21 protein-coding genes are annotated in these 22,847 nt (G+C 73.9%); 7 read left to right on the forward strand and 14 right to left on the reverse strand.

The genetic code is table 11. The features are described 5' to 3' along the window. Window positions 1–16: 16 nt before the first annotated feature. From ACZ7PG_RS38970 to ACZ7PG_RS39025, 12 genes are read right to left on the reverse strand one after another with little or no spacing between them, the layout of a single operon-like run. A complete protein-coding gene (locus ACZ7PG_RS38970) occupies window positions 17–709 on the reverse strand; it encodes a thioesterase II family protein (protein ID WP_470244209.1) in 693 nt (230 codons plus the stop codon). 11 nt (window positions 710–720) lie between these two features. Then, complete coding sequence (locus ACZ7PG_RS38975; protein ID WP_470244210.1) at window positions 721–2,088, reverse strand: class I adenylate-forming enzyme family protein; 1,368 nt, start codon at window positions 2,086–2,088, stop codon at window positions 721–723. Next, complete coding sequence (locus ACZ7PG_RS38980; RefSeq protein WP_470244211.1) at window positions 2,085–2,549, reverse strand: hypothetical protein; 465 nt, start codon at window positions 2,547–2,549, stop codon at window positions 2,085–2,087. The genes ACZ7PG_RS38975 and ACZ7PG_RS38980 overlap by 4 nt, the downstream gene beginning before the upstream one ends. Continuing rightward, the gene (locus ACZ7PG_RS38985; protein ID WP_470244212.1) at window positions 2,542–3,654 is read right to left on the reverse strand and encodes a beta-ketoacyl-[acyl-carrier-protein] synthase family protein; all 1,113 of its coding nucleotides are present in this window, start codon (window positions 3,652–3,654) and stop codon (window positions 2,542–2,544) included. The genes ACZ7PG_RS38980 and ACZ7PG_RS38985 overlap by 8 nt, the downstream gene beginning before the upstream one ends. Next, entirely contained in the window at window positions 3,651–4,883 is a 1,233-nt protein-coding gene (locus ACZ7PG_RS38990) for a beta-ketoacyl [acyl carrier protein] synthase domain-containing protein (protein ID WP_470244213.1), read from the reverse strand. Before ACZ7PG_RS38990 ends, ACZ7PG_RS38985 begins: the two co-directional genes overlap by 4 nt. After that, complete coding sequence (locus ACZ7PG_RS38995) at window positions 4,880–6,145, reverse strand: MFS transporter (protein ID WP_470244214.1); 1,266 nt, start codon at window positions 6,143–6,145, stop codon at window positions 4,880–4,882. Before ACZ7PG_RS38995 ends, ACZ7PG_RS38990 begins: the two co-directional genes overlap by 4 nt. Continuing rightward, a complete protein-coding gene (locus tag ACZ7PG_RS39000; RefSeq protein ID WP_470244215.1) occupies window positions 6,142–6,399 on the reverse strand; it encodes an acyl carrier protein in 258 nt (85 codons plus the stop codon). The genes ACZ7PG_RS38995 and ACZ7PG_RS39000 overlap by 4 nt, the downstream gene beginning before the upstream one ends. Beyond that, window positions 6,396–8,768, reverse strand: coding sequence for a non-ribosomal peptide synthetase (locus tag ACZ7PG_RS39005; RefSeq protein WP_470244216.1), 2,373 nt, complete (start codon window positions 8,766–8,768; stop codon window positions 6,396–6,398). The genes ACZ7PG_RS39000 and ACZ7PG_RS39005 overlap by 4 nt, the downstream gene beginning before the upstream one ends. Before the next feature lie 20 nt (window positions 8,769–8,788). Further along, the gene (locus ACZ7PG_RS39010) at window positions 8,789–9,496 is read right to left on the reverse strand and encodes a thioesterase II family protein (protein ID WP_470244217.1); all 708 of its coding nucleotides are present in this window, start codon (window positions 9,494–9,496) and stop codon (window positions 8,789–8,791) included. 10 nt (window positions 9,497–9,506) lie between these two features. Next, complete coding sequence (locus ACZ7PG_RS39015) at window positions 9,507–10,739, reverse strand: ATP-grasp domain-containing protein (RefSeq protein WP_470244218.1); 1,233 nt, start codon at window positions 10,737–10,739, stop codon at window positions 9,507–9,509. Continuing rightward, window positions 10,736–11,293 (reverse strand): GNAT family N-acetyltransferase, encoded by a 558-nt coding sequence (locus tag ACZ7PG_RS39020; protein ID WP_470244219.1) that lies wholly within the window; start codon window positions 11,291–11,293, stop codon window positions 10,736–10,738. The genes ACZ7PG_RS39015 and ACZ7PG_RS39020 overlap by 4 nt, the downstream gene beginning before the upstream one ends. Continuing rightward, window positions 11,290–12,129 carry a hypothetical protein gene (locus tag ACZ7PG_RS39025; protein WP_470244220.1) on the reverse strand — a complete coding sequence of 280 codons (840 nt, stop codon included), beginning with the start codon at window positions 12,127–12,129 and terminating at the stop codon, window positions 11,290–11,292. Before ACZ7PG_RS39025 ends, ACZ7PG_RS39020 begins: the two co-directional genes overlap by 4 nt. A gap of 12 nt (window positions 12,130–12,141) precedes the next feature. Here ACZ7PG_RS39025 and ACZ7PG_RS39030 point away from each other — a divergent pair, with 12 nt between their 5' ends. From ACZ7PG_RS39030 to ACZ7PG_RS39045, 4 genes are read left to right on the forward strand one after another with little or no spacing between them, the layout of a single operon-like run. Beyond that, the gene (locus ACZ7PG_RS39030) at window positions 12,142–12,552 is read left to right on the forward strand and encodes an MbtH family protein (RefSeq protein ID WP_470244221.1); all 411 of its coding nucleotides are present in this window, start codon (window positions 12,142–12,144) and stop codon (window positions 12,550–12,552) included. Next, window positions 12,549–13,427: a ketopantoate reductase family protein gene (locus ACZ7PG_RS39035; protein WP_470244222.1), complete on the forward strand. Its 879-nt coding sequence runs from the start codon at window positions 12,549–12,551 to the stop codon at window positions 13,425–13,427. The genes ACZ7PG_RS39030 and ACZ7PG_RS39035 overlap by 4 nt, the downstream gene beginning before the upstream one ends. A gap of 11 nt (window positions 13,428–13,438) precedes the next feature. Continuing rightward, window positions 13,439–13,702, forward strand: coding sequence for an acyl carrier protein (locus tag ACZ7PG_RS39040; protein ID WP_470244223.1), 264 nt, complete (start codon window positions 13,439–13,441; stop codon window positions 13,700–13,702). Between the two features lie 19 nt (window positions 13,703–13,721). Beyond that, window positions 13,722–17,954: a non-ribosomal peptide synthetase gene (locus tag ACZ7PG_RS39045; protein ID WP_470244224.1), complete on the forward strand. Its 4,233-nt coding sequence runs from the start codon at window positions 13,722–13,724 to the stop codon at window positions 17,952–17,954. Here the strand turns inward: ACZ7PG_RS39045 and ACZ7PG_RS39050 are convergent. Both ACZ7PG_RS39050 and ACZ7PG_RS39055 read right to left on the reverse strand, forming a co-directional pair. Then, entirely contained in the window at window positions 17,938–18,435 is a 498-nt protein-coding gene (locus ACZ7PG_RS39050; protein WP_470244225.1) for a hypothetical protein, read from the reverse strand. The two genes, ACZ7PG_RS39045 and ACZ7PG_RS39050, sit on opposite strands and share 17 nt — an antisense overlap. 14 nt (window positions 18,436–18,449) lie before the next feature. Then, the gene (locus ACZ7PG_RS39055; RefSeq protein WP_470244226.1) at window positions 18,450–19,865 is read right to left on the reverse strand and encodes an amidohydrolase family protein; all 1,416 of its coding nucleotides are present in this window, start codon (window positions 19,863–19,865) and stop codon (window positions 18,450–18,452) included. 142 nt (window positions 19,866–20,007) lie between these two features. Between ACZ7PG_RS39055 and ACZ7PG_RS39060 the strand changes: the two genes are divergently transcribed. The 3 genes from ACZ7PG_RS39060 (at window position 20,008) to ACZ7PG_RS39070 (ending at window position 22,844) form a co-directional block, all read left to right on the forward strand. Beyond that, window positions 20,008–20,817 carry an IclR family transcriptional regulator domain-containing protein gene (locus ACZ7PG_RS39060; RefSeq protein WP_470244227.1) on the forward strand — a complete coding sequence of 270 codons (810 nt, stop codon included), beginning with the start codon at window positions 20,008–20,010 and terminating at the stop codon, window positions 20,815–20,817. Between the two features lie 67 nt (window positions 20,818–20,884). Continuing rightward, window positions 20,885–22,045 carry a CaiB/BaiF CoA transferase family protein gene (locus ACZ7PG_RS39065; RefSeq protein ID WP_470244228.1) on the forward strand — a complete coding sequence of 387 codons (1,161 nt, stop codon included), beginning with the start codon at window positions 20,885–20,887 and terminating at the stop codon, window positions 22,043–22,045. Further along, a complete protein-coding gene (locus ACZ7PG_RS39070; protein ID WP_470244229.1) occupies window positions 22,038–22,844 on the forward strand; it encodes a citryl-CoA lyase in 807 nt (268 codons plus the stop codon). The genes ACZ7PG_RS39065 and ACZ7PG_RS39070 overlap by 8 nt, the downstream gene beginning before the upstream one ends. Window positions 22,845–22,847 lie beyond the last annotated feature (3 nt).

Genomic DNA, 22,847 nt, shown 5'->3' on the forward strand with positions numbered 1-22,847 from the left:
GTGGTCGGGAACGTCCTCAGTGGACGCTCAGGTGCGCTCGCAGGCGCTCGGCCACCGCGGGCGGCCGCTCGAACGGGAAGTCGTGGCCGCCGGGGAAGGCGGCCGCCTCGAACCGGGCGCCGGTGTAGCGGGCCCACTCCTCGACGGCGGTCCCGGGCGCGGTGGGGTCGGCGCGGCCGTACCAGGCGAACAGGTCGACCGGCAGCGGCTCGACGGGCCCCGGTTCGTAGCCCGCCACGAGCGCCAGGTCCGCGCGCAGGGTCGGCACGAACAGGCCCCGCATCGGCGACTGCAGGGCGACCGGGTCGAGGAAACCGAGGGCGACGAGCCCGCCGAGGAAGTCGTCGTCGCTAGCGGTGACGAGCCGGTTGAACTCCGCGGCCGAGATCAGGTGCGGGGGCCGGACCCCGGCGAGGACGACGAACTCCGGCCGCGGCAACGTGTCCGTCGCGCAGATCCGGCGTGCCATCTCGTAGGCGAGCAGGCCGCCCATGCTGTGCCCGGCCAGCGCGTAGCGGCCCTCACGCGGGATCCGTTCGACGAGCTGTGCGGCCGTCCCGGCGAGCGTCGGCGCCGGGGTTTCGCGTGCCGCCTTGCCCCGCCCCGGCAGGTCGAGTGCGCGGACGGTGATCTCCGGGGCCAGTGCCGCGGCCCACGGGCGGTAGGCACGGGCCGAACCGCCGGCCCCGGGTACGCAGAGCAACTCCATGGCCTTCTCCCCTACTTGTGCAGGCTGCCGGCCGCGACCGGGTGCACGGTCAGCTCGCCGGGGCGTTCGTTGGCCGTCAGCAGCGGGTACAACGTTCGCCGGATGTCCTTTTCGGACAGGGACCGGGACTCGTCGACGTAGATCGCGAGGCCGAGGGCACCGGCGTTCTCGTCGCCGGGCGGGGTGACGACCGCGCGCAGGACACCGTCGAGCGACTCGGCCGCCTTGCGCACCGACGAGAGGGACACCTTGTCGCCGCGCACGATCGCGAAGTCGGACAGGCGCCCGGTGAGCCACAGGTAGCCGTCGTCGTCGAGGCGGCCGACGTCGCCGGTGGCGATGGTGTCCGGCCCGACGAGCTTTCCCCGGGACACGCCGCCTTCGACCCCGACCTTGGCCCGGTACACGGTGTCGGCGGTGACGAGCACCTCCTGCTCGGCCGGGCCGCGACCGGCGTCGCGCACGCTCAGCGCGACGCCGTCGAGCGGGGTGCCGGCCGAGGCGAACCGGCCCGGCGGCTCGCGGTGCGCGGCCAGCGTCGACACCCGCGGCCCGGCTTCGGTCAGCCCGTAGGTCAGGTACAGCTCGAGGTCCGGGTTCGCGGCCAGCAGCGCGGCGGTGCGGGCCGGGGCGAGCGCGTGGCCGCCGACGCCGAGCGCCCGCAGGCCGGGCGGCAGCCGGCCGCCGTCGGCCAGCAGGTCGGCGACGAGCAGCGGGGTCAGCGCGGACGCGGTGACGTCGTGGGCGGCGACGACGTCGCGGTAGCCGGCGGGGGTGAACGGCGGGCCGGTGACGACCAGGGACGCGCCGGTGACGAGCCCGGCCAGCACCTGCGCGACCAGCGCGTAGGAGTAGTGCATCGGCAGCGTGATCAGCATCCGGTCGGCCGCGGTCAGGCCGATGGCGCGGGCGTGGCGGGCGGCGTTGCGCCGCAGCGCGGTGACGTCGTGCAGGCAGCCGGTGGCCATCCCGGACGTGCCGGAGGTGAGCAGGACGGCCTGCCCGGGCCGGTGGGTCCGGTGCGGGCCCTCGGCCAGGCGGGTGACGGTCACCTGGTCGGTCTCGCCGGTGCCGATCCCGGCCGGGCGGACGAGGGCCGCGGCGCCGAGCCGCCGGGCGGTGGCGCGCAGCCGCGTCGCCGGGGTCGACGCGGCGAGCAGCGTCGGCACCAGCCCGGCGAGGACGAGGGCGAAGAAGACGCGGATCAGCCGGGTGCCGTTGGGCAGCGCGACCAGCACGACCGAGCCGGGGGCCAGGCCGGCCGCGGCGAACCGGGCGGCGAGCTCGCCGACGCCAGGGCAGCCTTCGGTGGCGCCGGGCCAGGTCGTCCGGGCGAGCAGGTCCTCGACCTCCCGCTCGGTCACCGCGGTGCCGTTCACGCCGCCTCCAGGAGTTCGCAGGTTCCGCGGTGGGTGCCCGAGCGCTCGACCTGGTGGGTCACCAGCAGCACCGCCGGTGCCGCGCCGGTCAGCCAGCGGGCGGCGAGCACCCGCGCGACGGGCAGCCCGTCGGCCGGCGGCATCGTCAGCAGCAGGCTCGGCCCGTGCAGGCCGTAGCGCAGGCAGCTCAGCCCGACGAGCGTCCCGGGGCTGGCCGCGACGAACCGCAGGGGCGAGATCGCCTTCTTGGCGACGTCGTCGGCGACCCGGCGCAGGGTGTCGCCGGTGGCGTATTCGCTGACGCCGAGGACGCCGACCTGCTCGTGGGGCCCCGGCCAGTCGCGCAGGACCGCACCGACGAGGTCGCACACCAGCCAGGCGGACGCGTCGGCGTAGCGGACCGGGGCGCCGGGCGGCCGGGGCGCGTCCGGGGTGCGGGTCGCGGTGACCGGCTCAGGCATCGTCCCCCCGTTCGACCAGCAGACAGGTGTTGAACCCCCCGAAACCGAGGGTCAGGCTGATGCCGAACCCGCCGGTGAACCGGCGCGGCGCGTCCCGGGCGACGGGCAGCCGCAGCTCCGGCATCGGCCGGACCAGGCCCAGTACCGGCGGCACCGTCCGGTCGCGCAGGGCCAGCTGCAGCGTGATGGCTTCGATGACGCCGGTCGCGCCGAGCGAGTGCCCCAGCGCGCCCTTGGTCGCGAACACCACCGGCGGCCGCGGCACCTGGCCGAACAGTCCCGACAGGCAGGTGGCTTCGGCCTGGTCGTTCAGGACGGTCGCGGTGCCGTGGGCGTTCACGACCGCGACGTCGGCCAAGTCGAGCCCGGCGACGTCGACGCACCGCCGGACGGCCCGCGCGGCGGCCTCACCGTCGGGTTTCGGCGCGGTCATGCCGTCCGCGTCGTTGGTGGAACCCCAGCCCCGCAGGTACCCGTGCACCCGGGCGCCGCGGCGCCGGGCCGAGTCGGTCCGTTCGAGGACGACGTAGCCCGCGCCGTCGCCGGGCAGCATCCCGGACCGGTCGGCGTCGAACGCGCGGTGCGTCGTCGGGGACAGCGTGCCCAGCAGCGAATGCCCGAGCCGCTTGCCTTCGGTCAGCAGGTCGACGCCCCCGGCGACGGCGATGTCCGCGTACCCGGCTTCCAGCAGGTCCGCCGCCACGGCGATCGCGTCGGCGCCCGACGAGCACGCCGTCGACAGCGACACCGGCGGCCGCGTCAGCCCGAGCCGTTTGCCCACTTCGGCGGCCCAGTCGTGCAGCGACCCGGGGTCCGCGTCGTCGATGTGCGGGCCCAGGCTGGTGCCGAGCACCAGCACCGGATCGGTGTCCCCGGCCCGCAGCCCGGCGTCACTCAGCGCGGCTTCGGCCGTGACGGTGGCCAGCTCGACGTGCCGTTCCCGGGCGCTTCCTTCGGTGGGCCCGTCCGGCAGCGGGCCCGCGACGAAGCTGCGGAACTTGTTCGTCCCGGGCACCACGCGCAGCCCGGTCCGCCCGGCGAGCAGAGCTTGCCAGACTTGTTCGCGGCCGGCGCCCAGCGAGGTGTGCCAGGCGGTTCCGGTCACGGAGAGCACGGGACCTGCTCGACGATCGCGAACGCGTTGGTGCCCCCGATCCCCGCCGACATCACCCCGGCGCGGCGCGGCCCGTCGGGCGTCCACGCGCGCCCCTCGGGGACGATGGAGAACCGGTCGCCGCCGGCGGTCAGCTCCTCGATCGGGTCGGCGGTGTTCGGCGTGGCGGGCAGGAAACCGTGCTCGACGGTGAACGCCGTCTTGATCAGCGCGGCCAGCCCGGCCGCGGTGTCGGTGTGCCCGATGCTCGCCTTGACCGAGCCGACGGCGAGGGGCTGGCCGGCGGAGCCGAGGGCCTCGGTCAGCGCCGTGGCTTCGATCTCGTCGTTCATCGGGATGCCGACGCCGTGCGCTTCGACGTACCCGAGGTCCGCGCCGGTCAGCCCGGCGCCGGCCAGTGCCTTGGCGACGACCCGGATCTTGCCTTCGACGCCGGGGATGGTGAACCCGGCCTTCTGCCTGCCGTCGTTGTCGACCGCGCTCGAGCGGATCACCGCGTGGATCGGGTCGCCGTCGGCGAGCGCGTCGTCGAGCCGGCGCAGCAGCACCGCGCCGACGCCGTCGCCGGGGACGGTGCCGGTGGACGCGCGGTCGAACGGGCGGCACACGCCTTCGCTGGAGTAGATGCCGTTGGGTGTGTACTCGTAGCTGCCGTCGGTGTCCATCACCGCGACCCCGCCCGCGAGCGCGTAGTCGCACGCGCCCAGCCGCAGGCTCTGGCAGGCCAGGTGCACCACGACCAGCCCGGTCGCGCACGAGGAGTCGATCATGATGCTTTCGGCCCGCAGGTCGTGGAAGTACGAGAAGTGCGGGCCGGCGAACGTGGCGTCCCTGTCCACAGTGGACTCGAACGTGCCGCGCTCGACGTGCTTGGTGCGGGCGACCCCGGCGTAGACCGCGGTCGACGGGCCGATGTCCGAGAGCCGCACGCCGGCGTCCTCGGCCGCGGCCCAGAACGCCTCGTAGAGCATGCCGTGCTGCGGGTCGCGCTCGGCCGTCTCGCTCGTGTAGCCGACCAGCCCGGCGTCGTAGAGGTTGCGGTCGGGGATGAAGCCCCACGCCGGGATGTCGCGCGGCCCGTCACCGGGCGGCACCGGCCCGCCGCGGGTGAAGCGGTCGCGCCCGGCCCGCAGGTTGTCCCAGAACTGCGCGGCGCTCGCGGCCCCGGCGTACCGGCAGCCCATGCCGATGATCGCGATCGCGTCGGATCCTTCGCTCATGCCGCGGCCTCCACTTCGTCGATGATCTCCGGCTCCGCCCCCGCGGCGGGCAACGACCGGCGCAGGCCCAGCACCAGCAGGGTCGCGACGACGCTCAGGACGATCATCACGCCGACGAACGCGGCACCGGACCCGAACGGCAGCAGGGCCCCGGCCAGTGCCGGCCCGATGACGGCACTCGTCGACAGCGTGATCGAGAACAGCGCGTTCGCCCGGCCGCGCAGCTCTTCGCCCACGGCGTTGTTCAGCAGCGTCGTGAGCAGCGGGACGACCAGGGACTCCCCGATCGACAGCAGGATCACCGCGACCGTCGCCAGCACCAGCGCCGTCATCCCGGTGTGGCCGCCGGCCAGCAGCACGAACACCCAGCAGGCCGCGAACATCACGCCGCTGGCCGCGACCAGCAGTGTCCGCGAAAACCGCTCCAGGTGCGGCATCACCACGAACTGCACCACGGCGCAGAGGATGATGTTGACAGCGAAGGCGAACGACAGCCCGCTCGCGGTGATGGCGCCGGTCTGGGTCAGGTAGCCGGGCAGCCCGGCGCGGAACTGGCCGAAGGACACCAGCGCGGACAGCAGCAGGACGGCCAGCAGGGCGAGCAGGCTCGGTGAGCGCAGCACGGCCCGGTAGCTGCCGCGGACGGCGCCGGTGCTCGCGGCGTGGTGCACGCGGTTCGGCAGGGCCCGCACGGTCGCGACGGCCATCACGAAGAACGTCGCCGCGTCGATCGAGTACATCAGGAAGTACCGGCCGACCGGGCTGAGGAAGGCCAGCGCGGCGAACACCCCGCCGAGGATCACGCCGATCCCCATCGCGACGTTCAGCACGCCGTAGTCCGCCGAGTACGCGGTTTCGCGCTGGTCCGGGCTGGTGGTCGCACCGTAGGCCGCGCGCACGGCGGTGCCGACCCCGCTGATGCCGAACCCGAACACGATCGCGGCGGCGACGGCGATCCACGCCTGCCCGGCGAACGCGAACAGCAGCGTGCCGACCCCGGCGTTGACGTTGGCCAGCGGCACTACGACGTTGTAGGGCAGCCGGTCCAGCAGCGCGCCGTAGGCCAGGCCGCCGAACACCGCCGAGAACGCCTGCACGGCCAGGGTCGCCGCGGGCACCCAGGTGGGCAGGTGCCGGACCTCGGTGAGGTAGATCCAGAGGAACGGCATCACCATGCCCGCGCCGAGCGCGCTGACGCCGTTGGTGAAGATCAGCAGCCGCGCCGCCCGGGGCAGCGCGGCGATCCGGCTCAGGCCCTTCATGCCGCGTTCGCCTCGAGCCGGGCGGCGACCGCCCCGGCCAGTGCGGCGACCGTCTGGTGGTCGAACAGCATCCGGACCGGCAGCCGGGTGCCGACCTCCCGGCCGAGTGCCGCCATGATCCGCGTCGCGCCGAGGGAGTTGCCGCCGATGGAGAAGTAGAAGTCGTCGTCGGTGAACCGGTCGTGACCCAGCACGCGAGCCCAGTTCCGGCGGACGAGGGCGGTAAGGTCGGGCTGCGGGTGCGGTGTGGTCACGGCTGCGCTTCCTTCTGCTGTGCGGGTTCTCCGGCGAGGTGGGCGGCGAGCAGGCGCGGGGTGGGGTGGCCGTAGAGGTCGCGGATCCCGGCCGTCAGGCCGGCGCGGCGCAGGGCGGCGAGGGTCTTGGCGGCCAGCAGCGAGTTCCCGCCGCTGTCGAAGAAGTGGTCGTCGGGCCCGATCGCAGCGCCCAGCACCGAGCGCCACGCCTTCAGCACGACGTCGGCGTCCTCGTCGAGCTCGGCCGCCGCGGCGCCGCCGAGGACCGGTTCGGGCAGGGCGGACTCGTCGAGCTTTCCGTTGACGGTCAAGGGAAGCGCGGGCACGGCGGTGAACGTCGAGGGGACCATGTACCCGGGCAGCAGGGCTGCGGCACGGGTCCGCAGGCCGGCGAGATCGGCGTCGGCCGCGACGACGTAGGCGTCCAAGCGGGCTTCGGCGGTGCCCGGCGCGGCCAGCACGACCGCCGCCGCGACGACGTCCGGTTCGGCCAGCAGGACCTTGCGGATCTCGTCGAGCTCGATCCGGTAGCCGCGCAGCTTGACCTGGCTGTCGAGCCGGCCCAGGTGCTCGAGCCGCCCGTCGGGCAGCAGCCGGCCGAGGTCGCCGCTGAGGTAGCGCCGCCGCCCGGTGCCGGGGTCGGGGACGAACCGGACCGCGGTCAGCTCCGGGCGGCCGAGGTAGCCGTGGGCGAGCCCGGCGCCGCCGACCGCGATCTCGCCGGGCACGCCCGGGGGCAGCCGGCGGCCGCGCGCGTCGACCACGCGGACCTCCCAGCCGGGGATCGCCCGGCCGACCGACCGCGACCCGGCGAGGGCGTCGGCCCGGGTGACGGTCTGGGCGGTGACGTGCACCGTCGTTTCGGTGATGCCGAACATGTTCACCAGCCGGCAGCGCGTCTCCGGGTAGCGGTCGAACCACGGCAGCAGCGCGAAGGCGTCCAGCGGTTCGCCGCCGAAGACCACCAGCCGCAGCGGCAGGTCGTCGAACCGCCGTCGCTGCGTCTCGATCACCTGCGCGAAGCTCGAGGGCGTCTGGTTGAGGACGGTGACGCGCTCGTCGCGCAGCAGCGCGGCGAAGTCGTCCGGCGAGCGGCGGGTCCACTCCGGCACGACGACGACCCGGCCGCCGGTGAGCAGGGGTCCCCAGATCTCCCAGACGGAGAAGTCGAAGGCCACCGAGTGGAACCACGTCCAGACGTCGGTGTCGGCGAACCCGAAGTCGGCCGCGGTGCCGGAGACGAGGTCCACGACGTTGCGGTGCGGGACGACGACGCCCTTGGGCCGTCCGGTCGAGCCGGAGGTGTAGATGACGTAGGCGGGGTCGCCGGGTCCGGCGAGCCCGGCCGGGACCTCGCCGTCGGCGGGCAGCTCGGCCGCGAGCTCGTCGGTGACCACCAGCGCGAGCCCGGCGTCTTCGGCGATGTAGGTGCGCCGCCGCTCGGGGTAGGCGGGGTCGAGCGGGACGTACACCGCGCCGGCCCGCAGCACGCCGAGCAGCAGCGCGACGAGGCCGGCGCCGCGCTCGTGGACGATCCCGACCCGGTCGCCGGGCCGGATCCCGCGGGCCCGCAGACCGGCGGCGAAGCGTTCGGCTCGCGCGGCGAGTTCGGCGTAGGTGAAGGAGCGGTCGTCGCCCGACACCGCCGGCGCCGCACCGCGCCGGGCGGCCTGCTCGGCGAAGACTTCGGTGATGGTGCGGGGTTGTCCGGCGGTCGCCGGCCGCGGCTCGGGGCCGGCGTCGAAGGCGATGTCGGCCAGCGGCCGGTCCTGGTCATCGTCGCGCAGTTCGCCGAGCACGGCGGTGAGCTGCTGTGCGAGCTGGGTCGCGGCCCATTCCGCGACACCGTTCTCAGTGAACTCGGCGATAGCGCGGCCGCCGGTGACCTGCACGGTCAGCGCGTCGCCCACGGTGAGGACCTCGGGTACGGCGCCGGTCGCGACCTGCTTGCGGAACACCCCGACCGGCTGGTCCTCGTCGACCGTGGCACCGGGCGTGTACCGGCTGAGCACCAGGCGGAGCGCGGCGAGCACGTCGGCGGGCGCGGCCGAGCCGAGGTCCACAGTGGACTGTTCCGACGGTCCGACCAGGTGCGCCGGCAGCTCCGCGGTCCGCGGGCTTTCCAGCACCGCGCGGGCCAGTACCTCGGCGTCCGGCCCGGTCGCGACCAGCTCGCGGACGCCGTCGGCGTACGACAGCACGACGAGCCCGGCGGTCCCGCGAGCCAGTTCGCGTTCCCGCCACCGCGCGCCGTCCGCGGCGGGGCACGGCACCGGCTCGAACCGCAGAGCGGTGCCCAGCGCGACGGCGCGGGCGCGCACGGTCCCGTCGCCGAGCCCGGCGGGCACCGGGCGCAGAACGTTCAGCACGGCTTCTCCTCCCACCCGTTTCAGCAGCTCACGGCCAGTTCGCGCGCCATGAGCGCCACCAGCGGCCGCCACTGCTCGACCAGGTACATGTGCCCGCCCGGGATCTCGGGGGTCGTGCACCCGGCCGACGTCACCTCGGCCCAGCGCGCGGCCGCCGCCGCGGACACGAGTTCGTCGTCCGCGCCGCGGACCGAGACGATCGGGAACGCGACCGGGTCCGGGTGCTCCGGGCGGTGGGTCTCGTCGACCGCGATGTCGGCGCGCAGCCCGGGGAGCAGCAGCTCGCGCAGGTCCGGGTCGTCCATCGCGGGGTGCCGGTAGCCGGCCAGTTCGGCGACGGCGACCACGAACTCCTCATCGGGCAGCGCGGCGATCGGTGCCGGCCGCTCGACGCCGGGACGTTCGGCGCCGCTGGCGAAGAGCGTCAGTTCCACTTCCGGACGCATCCGGGTCACCAGCCGGGCGACCTCGTAGGCGACCCGGGCGCCGAAGGAGTGGCCGAAGACGCCGACCCGCCCGGCGGTGCCGGCCTCGCGCAGGACGTCGTCGGCGATCGCGTCGAGCAGGCCGGTCATGGTGGTCGCGGGCGGCTCGGCGAACCGCCGCTCCTTGCCGGGCAGCTCGACCGCGACGAACCGCAGCGCCGAGGTCGCTTCGCCCCACGACTGGAAGAAACTCGGTCCCGCCCCCGCGGGCGGGAAGCACAGCACGGGTACGCCGCTCGTCATCGTCGTCCCCTCACTCGAATCGGTTGCCCTCGGCGACGACCGCGGACGCGGCCGCCCAGGCGTCGCGGAACGCGGCCGGGGTCTCGCCCTCGATCCACACGTTCTGCAGGCGCCCGTGCAGGCCGGTGCGGTAGTCGAGCGCGTCGCCGACCGCCCGGCGGGGGTCGACCCGCCACACCCCGGGCACCTTCAGCAGCTCGGCGGGATCGGCGAGCGCGGTGAGCCGGCGGGCGGTCGGCGGGAACTGGGTGAAGATGCAGGCCGCGTAGCCGGTGGTGACCAGCGGGCGCCGTTCGGCCTTGCCCACGGCCACTTCCAGGGCCAGCCGCACCGGGTTCAGGTCGCTGACGCGCGGCACGAACGAGGACAGGAACCCGCCGAGGCGGCCGTTGACCTCGATCAGCCGCGGCCCGGTGGCGGTCTGCTTGAACTCCATGTGCGCGAGCCCGCTGGTGACGCCCAGCGCGGTCAGGATCCGCCCGGCCCGCTCGGTGGCGAGCTGCTGGGTGTCCCACGGCAGCAGCGACGGCCCGCCCATGCCGCTGTCGCGCAGCGGCGGGAGCAGCGGGAACCGGTCGGAGATCCAGAACGGCCAGTGCTCGCCTTCGCCCAGGGTGGCCATCTCGACCGAGAAGACGTCGCCGAGCCAGTCCCCCGCCGGGTGCGGGACGCCGATCAGCCGTTCCTCCAGCAGCCACCGCTGCGTGCCCGCCTTGCGGGCGGCGCCGGCCAGTGCCGCCCGCAAGGCGGCCTCGTCGTCGACGGGGAAGATGTTGAAGCTTCCGTTGCCCAGCACCGGTTTGAGCACGGCGGGGAACCCGACGGCGGCGATCGCGGCGACCAGTCCGGCTTCGTCGGTGAACGCCGCCGCGCGCACGCCCAGCCCGGTATCGGCGAGGATCGCGCGCTGGACGTCCTTGCGCGTCACCGCTTCCGCGGTCGCCTCGCTGTGGTAAGGCAGGCCCAGCCGGGCGGCCACCGCGGCGACGAGCGGGATCCACTCGTCCTCCATGGTCAGCACGCCCTCGACGTCGAGGGCGGCCAGCTGCGCGGCGATCGTGGCGGGGTCCGACCCGGCCGCGTCGAGGACCTCCGCCAGGTCGGCGAGGCCCTCCCGCTCGTCCGCGGTCCACGGCTGCGGGCCCGCGTTGACCACGACCAGCTCGCACCAGTCCGCGGCCGCGTCGAGCAGGTCCGGCAGTGCGGACGCGTCGGCCGATTCGAACACCGCCACCTTGGTCATGAGCCAGGCTCCCGCCGTCTCGCGTACTCGCGGGTTTCGCCGTCCGTGCCGACGAGCGCGAACCCGGTCTTCTCCAGCACCCGCCGCGACGGCAGGTGACCCTCGTCGGTCTCGGCGCGCACCGCCGTGACGCCGGGCTGCTCGAACGTCCACGCCAGCAGCGCCTCGACGGCCTCGGTCGCCAGCCCGCGGCCGCGGAACGGCTCGATCAGGCCGTAGCCGATCTCGACCGCACCGCCAGCGTCGGGCGCGGAGTGGAACCCGACGTCGCCGACGGCGAGCCCGGACTCGCGGTCCACGACCTGGTAGAGGCCGAACCCCGGGCGGTAGGCGTCCGCGGTGACCATCCGCAGCACCAGCTTCGCGCCGCCGACGGTGCCGTCGAAGGGGTAGCCCGGCGCCCACGCCCAGCGCTCCCCGGCCGGTTCGCCGGCGAGGATCGCGCGGATCTCGCCGAACGGGACCTCCCGCAGCGTGGCCCGCGGCGTCGGCAGGACCGTCAGCGGCGGTCCGGCGGGCGCGGTCGTGGCGGGGTGGTTCGTTTCCTGCGTCATGCCGCCTCTTCGTCGGGGATCCCCGCGCTCATCGCGCGGTAGACCGCGGTGTTCTGCAACCACAGCTTGGGGAACAGCGGGCGCACGGCGAGCCGCTCCAGGTCCGAGATGGACTTTCCGCGCATGCTCCGCGGGCGGTCGGTGTCCTCGTCCGCTTCGTCGGCGGCGCGGGGCTGGCCCCCGAGCATCTGCCAGACGAGGTTGAGGTGGACCTGCTTCCACTCGAGGACCTGGGTGTCGAAGCGCTGCATGCCGATCATGACGTCGGCGAGCTGCGCGACGCGCCCGGCGGCACGGGAGTCCGGGTGGGTCGCCTCGACCAGGTCGGCCGGGGTCACCCCGGCGCCGGCGGTGGCTTCCTCGAAGGCGGCCCACACGGCGTGCGCGGCGCGGCGGACGTTGCGCGAGCCGGGCGAGGCGAGCCCGGAGGCCGCCCCGGCGAGGTCGTCACGCATGCGCAGGAACGAGACCTGGGTGAGGGAGTTCCCCATGACGCGCAGGCATTCGACGGTGAGCGACGCGGTGTCGGCGCACCGCACGAGCAGCCGTCCGGCGGCGATCGCGTCACCCCGGCCGAGGGCCTCGGTCAGGTCGCACAGGCTGTGGTGCACGGCGACCCAGCAGTACTCGGTCAGCAGGTGCACGATCTGGAAGAAGCGGTGGTCGGAGTGCAGCAGCTCGTCCTCGGGAATGAGGGCCGAGAGCGCGGCGGTCAGCCTGATCTCGGCCTCGTAGCCGCTGCCGCGGTCGAATTCGTACCGAAGCCGCGGATTCGTTTGGGACGGATTCAGCGTCCGCACCTCGCGGTCGCCGTCCTCGCCTGCCGACCCTGCCACGAAGGAACCCCCATGCGAAATTCGACGGCGAATGCCTTGGTTCACAAGGTGGCAGTCCACTGTCGAGCACGGCAACAGAAACCAGATGTGGTTCAGATCACAGCATTCCAGAATACGTTTTCCGACACGCCGCCCGCCTTCCGTGAATGCGCAGGAATGGAGAAGGGCGGGTGCCAGGAGTCGCTAACGTCGAATTCGGCAACGGTGGCGTGCGAAGTGGGGGCGGAAGTGCCGGAAGACGACGGTGCGACGCATGTCGCCGTGGTGAACGACGAAGAGCAGCACTCGGTCTGGCCGGCCGGGCTCGCACTGCCGGCCGGCTGGCGCGCCGCCGGGTTCGCCGGCACCGAGGAAGCCTGCCTCGACCACATCGCCGGTACCTGGCGCGACATCGCGCCCCGCTCGGTCCGCCGGTCCGCATGAGCCGGCACGCGGTGCTCGGCGGCGGCGGGGTCGGGCTCGCCCTCGCCGCCGCACTGGCCCGCGGCGGCGAAACCGTCACGCTCCTGCTGCGGGCCGCCGCGCTCCCCCGGTATCCCGGCACCGTGACCGTGCACCACGGGATCCGCGAGAGTTTCACCGCCGCGGTCCCGGCCGCGGCCACGTTGACCGAGCCCGCCGACGTGCTGTGGATCTGCGTCAAGCAGCCCGACCTCGCCGAGGCCCTCACGAGCGTCGCGGCCGAACCCGGCGTCGTCGTCCCGCTGCTCAACGGGCTCGGGCACCTGCCGGCGCTGCGGGCGCGGTTCGGCGACCGGGTGGTCGCGGGCGCGATCCGGATCGAAGCCGCCCGGACCGGCCCCGGCGAGGTCCGGCAGGAGTCGCTGTTCACCGAGATCGAGCTGGCCGGCCCGCCCGGCGTCGTCTCGGCGGCGCTGGCCGCGGCCGGGATCGGCTGCACCGACGGCGGGACCGCGGCCGACGTGCTGTGGCGCAAGCTCGCGCTCCTCGCCCCGCTCGCCCTCGCCACGACGTGCGCCGCCGGTCCGCTCGAGCGGGTCCGCGCCGACGACGACCTGACCCGGCTGATGCTCGCCTGCGCGGAGGAAGCCGTCGCGGTGGGCCGGGCCGAAGGCGCCCGCCTCGACCGCGGCCGCGTGCTGCGCGCCTTGACCCGCGCGCCCGGCCGGACCCGCACGTCGCTGCAGCGGGACACCGAGCGCGGCACGCCGGGCGAACTCGACGCGATCGCCGGTCCGATCCACGCGGCCGGCCGCCGGCGCGGTATCCCGACCCCGGCCACCGACCGGCTCGCGCACCAGGCGGGCACGCTCCTGCCCGCCGGAACCCGAGAGTGAGGCAAGCGCCCATGTCGCCGAAGACCAGCCTGGAGAACACGCTGCGCGAGATCCTGGTCGCCGACCTGTACGTCGACGTCCCGGCCGACGGCATCCACGCCGAGGACAGCCTGCAGGAAACCCTCGGGCTCGACTCCCTCGGGTTCATCGAGCTGCGCGCCCGGTGCGAGCAGCAGTTCGGCGTGGCCATCTCCGACACCGACTTCACGCCGCTGAACTTCCGGTCCATCAGCACGATCGCCGACTTCGTCGTGCGGCGCCAGGCCGGCAACTGACCTCCCGAAGGGACCGCTCGTGATCGAGGCGCGCAGGCCGGCGACGGCGGAACAGACCGAGGTGTGGCTCGCCATGCAGCGGGAGCCGGAGTCCGCCCGGTTCACCATCCCGCTCGACCTGGAGTTCACCCCCGGCGTCGACGTCGCGGCGCTGCGGGCCGCGCTCGACGACGTCGTCGAGCGGCACCCCAACCTGCGCAGCGCCTTCCACACCGAGGACGGCGAGCTCGTGCAGGTGGTGCACCGCCGCCCGCCCGTGCCGTTCGTCAAGCACCGGCGGCCCGGTCCCTACGACCGCGCGGAGGCACTGGAGTGGGCGGCGGCCATCGCCGCGCAGCCGTTCGACCTCGCCTCCGAGCCGCTCGTGCGGGGCACCCTGCTGACCACCGGCGACGGCGCCCTGTTCGTGCTGGCCGTGCACCACATCGTGTCCGACGGCTGGTCGCAGGGCATCCTCGTGCGGGACCTCGTCCACGCCTACACCTCGCGGGTCGCCGGCCGCGCGCCGTGGGACGCGCCGCTGCCCGCCGAGCCGTCCACTGTGGACGTCTCGCCGGCCGAGACGGCCGCCTACTGGACGGGCCTGCTCGCCGACCAGCCGCCGTCGCTCGCGCCGATCGCGGACCTCAACCGCCCGGGCTCGGTGCCCGGCGTGGCCGGTTTCCACGAGACGGTGCTGGCGGGGGACGTCCTCGACCGCGTCCGCGCGGTGGCCCGCGACCGGCTCGCGTCGCCCGCGGTGGTCGTGCTGAGCGCGTGGCTGACCCTCCTGCACGCGTGGAGCGCCACCGGTGACGGCACCACCGGCATGCTGTTCGCCGCGCGCACCACCGAGAACGAGGACCGGGTCGACCTGCTGGCCCGGGTGCTCCCGGTGCGCAGCGGACTCGACTTCGCCGAGTCGTTCACCACGCTCGTCGACCGCGTGCGCGACCAGATGCTCGACTCGCTCGAGCACTCGGCCGTGCCGTCGGGGCGGCTGCGCGAAATCCGCCGCGACGGCGGCTCGGCCCTCATCGACAACAGCGTCTTCATGTACTTCCCCGAGCAGGAGCTGACCTGGACCGCCGGCGACACGACCGTCCGGGTCGTCGAGCACGAGACGGCCGCCGGGAAGTACGACCTGTCGCTGGCGGCGCTGGAGGGCGACGCGCACATCCGGCTGCGAGTCGACCACGACACGCTGGTGTACCGCGACAGCACCGCCGAGCTGCTGCTCGCGCAGCTGGTCACGCTCCTCACCGACGCGGTCGCCGACCCGGCGTCGAGCTGCGGTGCGCTGGTGGCGGCGTGCGACCCGTTCGTGCCGGCCCGGCCGGAGACCGAACGCGAGCCGGTCAACCGCGTCCTGCTGCCCGACCTCGTGCGCCGGCACGCGCGGCTGCGGCCGGACGCGGTCGCCGTGCGCTACCACGACGAGGTGCTCACCTACGCCGAACTAGTCGGGCGCGCGGCGTCGGTCGCGAACTGGCTGCGTGCCGAAGGGGCGGGCGCCGAGTCGCTGGTGGCGCTGCTGCTGCCGCCGGGCCCGACGTCGGTGGTGTTCTGGCTGGGCACGCTGATGGCGGGCGCGGCCTACGTGCCGCTGGACCCGGCCTACCCCGACGCGCAGCTGCAGATGGTCATCGACGACGCCCGGCCGCGGCTGGTCATCGGCGCGCCCGGGTTCGTGGAGCGCGTGCGGCTGCCCAAGTGCCCGATCTACCTCGTCGACGAGGCGCTCGCGGAGGCCGCGCGCCACCCGGCGACGCCGCCGGATGTGGAGATCGACCCGGCGTCGGTGTTCAACGTGCTGTACACGTCCGGCTCGACCGGCCGGCCCAAGGGTGTCGTGTGGCCGCATTCGGGGTTCGTCCGGCTGCTCGACCGGCCCGACTTCGTGCCGCTGCACCACACCGACGTCGTCTCCCAGCTGTCCCCGCTGAACTTCGACGGCGCGACCTACGAGGTCTGGGGCGCGCTGACCCACGGCGCCGAGCTGGTGATCTTCGACAAGGAGCTGACGCTGAGCCCGCCGGAGCTGCGGACGGCGTTCCGCGAGCGCGGGATCACCACGCTCATCGTGTCGACGCCGTTGCTGAACCGGCTGATCGAGGACGTGCCCGACCTGTTCCCCGGCCTGCGTCGGGTGTACTTCGGGGGCGAGATCATCTCGGTGCCGCACATGGCGAAGGCGCTGCGCTGGTGCGCGCCCGGGACGCTGCTGCACAGCTACGGGCCGACGGAGAACTCGTTCACCTCGACGTGGACGCCGATCACGGCGATCGAGGAGAACACGCGGACGCTGTCGATCGGCTCGGTCGTGCCCGAGACCGACGGGTACGTCGTGTTCGACCACGCGACCATGCGCCAGGCGCCTCGCGGGGTGCCGGGCGAGCTGCTGCTGGGCGGCACCGGCGTGACGCGCGGGTATCTGGGCAACCCGCGCGAGACGGCGCGGCGTTTCGTCCCGGACCCGTATTCCGGCGTGCCCGGCGCTCGCCTGTACCGCACGGGTGACCGGGTGCGGTGGCTGCCGGACGGGCGGCTGGAGTTCATCGGCCGCAACGACAACCAGGTGAAGATCCGCAGCCAGCGCGTCGAGCTCGGCGAGGTCGAGTCGGCACTGGCGGCGCACGCTTCGGTGGAGGCGGCGTTCGTCCGGGTGTGCCTGAACAGCCGCAAGGAGAAGGAGATCGCGGCGTACGTGGTCTTCGGCCCGGGCGGCACGGTCGAGGAGCTGCGCCGGCACGCGCGGGAGGTGCTGCCGGTGTTCGCGGTGCCGCGGTACCTCGTGCCGCTGGACCGGATGCCGCTGACGCCGAACGGCAAGATCGACCGCCGCCGGTTGCCTGAGGTGGGGGCCGAGGCTCCAGCTGTTCCGGTCGCGGCCGCTCCAGTCGTTGTTCCTGTGGTCGTCGTCGCGGATTCCACTGTGGACCTGGTGCGGGCGGCGTGGGCGGAGCTGCTCGAACACGACACGTTCACGATGGACGACAACTTCTTCGACGTCGGCGGCCATTCGCTGATCCTGGTGAAGCTCCAGGCGGGCTTGCGGGCACGCTTCACCTCGGCCCCGACGATCGGCGAGCTGCTGCGCCACACGACGGTGCGGGCCCAGGTGGCGTTGCTGGCGAACGTCGCACTGGTGACGGCCGGGGCGGACATCGCCGCGGTGCGGCCGGCCGGAGGGGTCTCGGTGCCGGGTTCGGGGCCGGCGGTGGCGCAGACCGTGGGGCCGGCCGGAGTCGCCTTGGCGCCGGATTCGGCTCCGGTGGCGCGGACCGTGGCGCCGACTGAAGTGGCTTCGGCGCCGGATTCCGGACCGGTGGCGCAGCCCATGGCGCCAGCCGGAGTCGCTTCGGGGCTCGTGGCGCGGCCCGCCGGTCCTGCGGGCCAGGCCCAGCCACTCGAGCCCACCCCGGCTCCCGCCGCGCCGGCGGCCGCCTCCGGACCGACTCCCGTGATCGGCGGGCGGCAGGTGATCGCCGTGTCCGCGGCGACCCCCACCGCGCTCGCCGACGCCCGGCGGCAGCTGGCCGAGCACCTCGCCACCACCCCCGGCCTCGACCTCGCCGGTGTCGCCGCCACGCTGGACCGTGGCCGCGAGCGGTTCCCGCACCGCTTCGCCGTCGTCGCCGGGGACGTCGCCGACGCCGTGACAGCACTGCGCGACGGTGCCGGAACGGCCGGCGTCGTCGATCAGACGCGTCCGGTCCGGGTCGTCTTCGCCTTCGGCTCGGCGGCCGACCAGCACGCGCTGCTCGGGGAGTTCACCGCCCGTGGTGCGGCTCCGGACGTCGTGACCGGTCGCGGTGCCGGGCACCTGACCGCCGCCGTCGCTGCCGGGGTGCTGTCGGTCGCCGACGGCGCGCGCCTGGCCGAAGCCCTCGGCCGCGGCACCCTCACGGCCGCGCTCGACGACGTCGCCTTCGCCCCGCCCGTCGTGCCGATCGCCACCGCGGAAGGCATTCTGCCCGCCGGGCGCCCGCTCGACACCCGGCTGTGGGCCAAGCACCTCACGGCGCTCCCGGACGCCTCGGCGCTGCTCGCCGTCGCCAGCGGCAACCGGGCGGCCGTCGTCGTCGGCTTCGGCGGTGAGTTCCCCGTCCACCCGGACCTGACCGCGGTGTCCACAGCGGACGTCCACACGGGACTGGCCGGGTTGTGGTGCGCCGGGGTGAACGTCGAGCTGAGCGACCGCCGGGCGCGCCGCGTCCGCCTGCCCGGCTACCCCTTCGCCCGCCCGGCGGTTCTCAAGCAGCCGAACTGAGCAACGCCACGACCGCGGCCGACTTCGCGTCGTCCAGGAAGCGCAAGCCCATGAAGTGGTCGCCGGCGGTGAAGCCGGGCAACGCCCAGAGCGCTTCGTAGGGCAGTCCGACCTGCCGGTGGCGACGCAGGCTGTAGACGTTGCTGAACAGGCACTTCCCGGGGTCCGGGTTCCAGAGGCGCCGTGCGAAGGCGGGGTTGCGGAAGCCGTGTCCGACTTCGGCGGCGGCCTGGACGTGCTTGCGGCCGGTGAACAGCACGACGTCGCCGGTGCGCACGGTGTCCATCCGGCGGTCGTACCTGTCCTTGGCGCCCCAGAACCGCGCCCGGCCGCTCCGGTGCAGCGCGGTCAGGCGGGCGAGGTCGGCCGGGTCGAGGAGGTCGGCGTACGCGCGGAAGTCCACGGTCTTCTCCAGCGACTCCGCCCCGTACCGGCGGGCGTCCGCGGTGCCGTAGGCGGGCTGGATGAAGACCTGGACCACCGCGCCACGGTAGCTCAGCCGCCGTGGGTGGTGTCGCTCTGGTAGGTCGTGTATGTGTACGGGTTGTCGAGGACCTTGGTCTCCGGGACGTCCGGGTTCATCCCCTTCGCCCACGCTTCCTCGCCCAGCTGCCCGCGCAGGTGTTCGACCGTCGACTCCACCTGGCTGCGCACCGCCGGGAGGTCCACGTCGACCAGGCGGCCGTCGCGCTTGACCACCCGGCCGTTCACCAGCACCGTGTGGACGTCGCCGCGCTGGGCCTGGAACGCCACGTGGCCGTAGGGGTTGAGCAGCGGGAACGACACCGGCGAGTGCTCGTTCTTCAGCAGCACCACGTCGGCCTTCTTGCCGACCTCGAGGCTGCCGATGTCCGAGCGTCCCAGCGCGGCCGCGCCGCCGCGGGTGGCCCACTCCACCACCTGCTCCGCGCGCAACGCCGCGTGCGTGACCGTGTCGCCCTTCGCGTGCGCCTCCAGGTGTTCGCGCGAGCGGTCCGCGCCCAGCGTCGTGCGCATCGCGGAGAACAGGTCGCCGCTCCACCAGACCGACGTGTCCATCGACAGCGACACCGGGATCCCGTACTGGCGCAACGCCCAGGTGGACGGGTAGCCCTGGCCCGCGCTCTGCTCGCTTTCCGTCGAGACCGACGCCGAGCCGCCGGTCGCCGCGATCCGGTGGTAGGAGTCCGCCGACAGCGACGCGCTGTGGACGTAGACCGTCTCGGGGGTCATGAACCCGTGGTCGTGCATCAGCTTGATGCTGTCGTCGCCGGTCGCGCCCCAGACTCCGGCGTGCGTCGTCACCGGCACGCCGAGCTCGCGCGCCACCTCGAACGCCGGCTTCTCGGGGAACGCGGGGTCACCGGTGACGTCGAACGCCAGCTGGAAGCCCAGTTCGCCGCCGGTGCGGCGAGAGACGAAGTCGCGGAACTCGGGGGTGGCGGTCCAGTTCGCCGGGGCGTCCTGGATGTTGCCGTAGGCCAGGACGAACCGGCCGGGCACGGATTCGAGCGCGTCGGCCGCCGAGTCGGCGTGCTGGGTGGTCTGCAGGCCGTGGGACCAGTCCACGGTGGTCGTGACGCCCGCTTCGAGGGCTTCCCACGCGCCGAGGACGTTGCCCGCGTGGATGTCTTCGGGGCGGAACACCTTGCCCCATTCGAGGTAGTACCAGACGAAGTACTGCGTGAGCGTCCAGTCGGCGCCGTAGCCGCGCATGGCCGTCTGCCACAGGTGCCGGTGCGTGTCGATCATCCCCGGCATGACGATGCCGCCCGCGGCGTCGATCTCGGTCGTGCCCGCCGGGACGTCCAGGGCGGGGCCGATCGCGGCGATTTCGCCGCCGGTGACCAGGACGTCTTCGCCGGGCAGTACCCGGCGGGCGTCGTCGAGGGTCAGCACCGTGCCGCCTCGCAGGACGATTGGTCCGGTCATCGCTGCCTCCGGTCGCGTACACTCGTCCGCTCTACGGACACTCAAGGGGTGACGCCACCTTTGCCCAGTGCCGCGCCGGTGTCAATCCCCGTCGATCCCCGCCGCTACGCTGCGGGGCAGCACTGCAAGAGGGAGGTCGCGCATGCCACGCGAGGGAACGGGTCCCGACTTCATCGAAGCGCTGGCGCGCGGGCTCGAGGTGATCACGGTGTTCGGGCCGCACCGGCCGGAGATGACGCTGGCCGAGGTGGCGACCGCCGCCGGCCTGGCCCGCCCGACCGCACGCCGGATCCTGCTGACGCTGGAAGAGCTCGGGTACGTCCGCGCCGGCGGGCGCGGCTACGCGCTGACCCCGCGGGTGCTCGACCTCGGCGTCGCCTACGTGCGCTCGATGGGCCTGTGGGACATCGCCCGGCCGCACCTGGAACGCCTGGTCGAGCGCACGAACGAGTCGTGCTCGATCGCCCAGCTCGACGGCTCCGACATCGTCTACGTCGCCCGGGTCGCGGTGCCGAAGATCGTCGGGCTGAGCGTGCAGATCGGCACGCGGTTCCCGGCGCTGCCGACGTCGCTGGGCAAGGTCCAGCTCGCCGCGCTGGCCCCGGCCGAGCTGGAGGCGGTGCTGGCCCAGCCCACCCGCTCCGGGCTGGTCCCCCGCTGGCAGCCGGAGCCGGCCGAGCGCGACGCGGAGCTGCGCGAGGTCCGCGCCCGCGGGTGGGCGCTCACCGACGAGCAGCTCGCGCTGGGCATCCGCTCGGTGGCGGCGCCGCTGCGCGACGGCTCGGGGCGGGTGATCGCCGGCGTCAACGTCAACTGCCACGCCGCCGAGACGCCGGTGGAGCGGCTCCTGGAGCACCACCTGCCGCTGCTGCTGCAGACCGCCGGGGAGATCAGCGCCGACTTCGCGCGGCTGCACGACGTCCCGCACGTCACCGTCCCCGCGGTGTCTTGACCGCCACCGCGCGCCGGGGCAGACTGCGGACAAGCGTCCGTCTGACGGACAGGAAGTGAGGATCCGGGTGGAACCCAGCACGGCCGGCCCGCTGTCCGGGCTGCTGGTCGCGGACTTCTCCCGGGTGCTCGCCGGGCCCTACGCCACGATGCTGCTCGCCGACATGGGCGCCGAGGTCGTCAAGGTCGAGGGGCCGCAGGGCGACGAGACGCGCACGTGGATGCCGCCGGTGCGCGGCGACGTCTCGACGTACTACCTCGGGGTGAACCGCGGGAAGCGGTCGATCGCGCTCGACCTGCGCGAGGAGGCCGACGCGGCTGTCGCCCGCGAGCTGGCGGCCCGCGCGGACGTGGTGATCGAGAACTTCAAGCCCGGCGGCCTGGCCAAGTACGGCCTGGACTACGACTCCGTCAAGACGGCCAACCCCGGCAGCGTCTACGCCTCCATCAGCGGCTTCGGCTCGGGTGCGGGCGCGCACGTGCCCGGCTACGACCTGATGGTGCAGGCGATCTCGGGCCTGATGAGCCTGACCGGCGACCCGGACGGCCCGCCGTACCGGGCCGGGATCTCGGTGTTCGACGTGATGGCCGGCAACCACGCGGTGATCGGCATCCTCGCCGCGCTGCGCCACCGCGACGCGACCGGCGAGGGCCAGCACGTCGAGGTCAACCTGCTGTCCTCGGCGCTGACCGGGCTGGTCAACCACAGCTCGGCCTACGCCGCGGGCGGGGTGGTGCCCTACCGGATGGGCAACGCCCACCCCAGCGTCTTCCCCTACGAGCCGCTGCCCACCGCCGATGCCGACCTGATCGTCGCCGCGGCCAACGACGGGCAGTTCCGCCGGCTGTGCGAGGTGCTGGACCTGCCCGACGTCCCCGGCGACCCGCGGTTCGCCCGCAACGCCGACCGCACGAAGAACCGCGAAGAGCTGCGGCCGATCCTGATCGAGCGGCTGGCGAAGAAGAGCGCGGTCGACTGGTTCGAGGCGCTGACGAAGGTCGGTGTCCCGTGTGGACCGATCAACACCATCGACGGCGGCTTCGCGATGGCCGAGCGCTTCGGGCTCGACCCGATCGTCGAGGTCGGCGACGGCGACCGCGCGGTCCCCACCACCCGGCACCCGATCCGGTTCTCCGCGACCCCGGCCGCCTACCGGCTGCCGCCGCCGGAGCTCGACGAACACGGCGCCGAACTGCGCACCTGGCTCACGGAGACCCCGGATGACTGACCCCGTCTACACTGCGCCCGTTTACAAAACAGCACTGGGATCGTCCACGAAGGACAAGATCACCCTGCTCGGCCAGGACCTCGCCGAGGACGTCATGGGCACCGTCGGCTTCGGCGAGCTGGCCTTCTGGCTGGCCACGCAACGACGTCCGTCCCCAGGGGAGACCCGGGTCTTCGAGGCAGTGCTGGCCGCGCTGGCCGACCACGGTTTCACCCCGACCGCGATCGTCACCCGGCTGACGTACCTGTCCGCGCCCGACTCCGTCCAGGGCGCGCTCGCCGCGGGCCTGCTCGGCGGCGGGTCGCGTTTCCTGGGCGTCACCGAGGACTGCGGCCGGTTCCTGCACGAGGTCCTCGCGAGCGCGGAGACGCCGACCGACGAGGCCGGCTGGGACGCGCTCGCGCTCAAGACCGTCGAAAACCGTCGTGCGGAGAAGAAGTTCGTCCCCGGGCTCGGGCACCACGTGCACAAGGACGGCGACCCGCGGACCCGGCGGCTCTTCGAAATCGCCGCCGAAGAAGGCCTGCGCGGACCGCACCTGGAGCTGTTCGCCGCCATCGGCCGCGTGCACCCCCAGGTGCTGGGCAAGACGCTGCCGCTCAACGGCGCCGGCGTCTGCGGCGCCGCGCTGACCGACCTCGGGCTGCCGCTGGAGCTGCTGCGCGGGTTCGCGCTGCTGGCCCGGACCGCCGGGCTCATCGGCCAGCTCGCCGAAGAACTGCGGCACCCGGTCGCGAACGACATCTTCCTGTCGGTAGACCTGAACAACCGGCCGGTCCCCCCGGACCCGCAACGCTGAGAG

This window comes from Amycolatopsis sp. NPDC114504, from assembly GCF_055633595.1.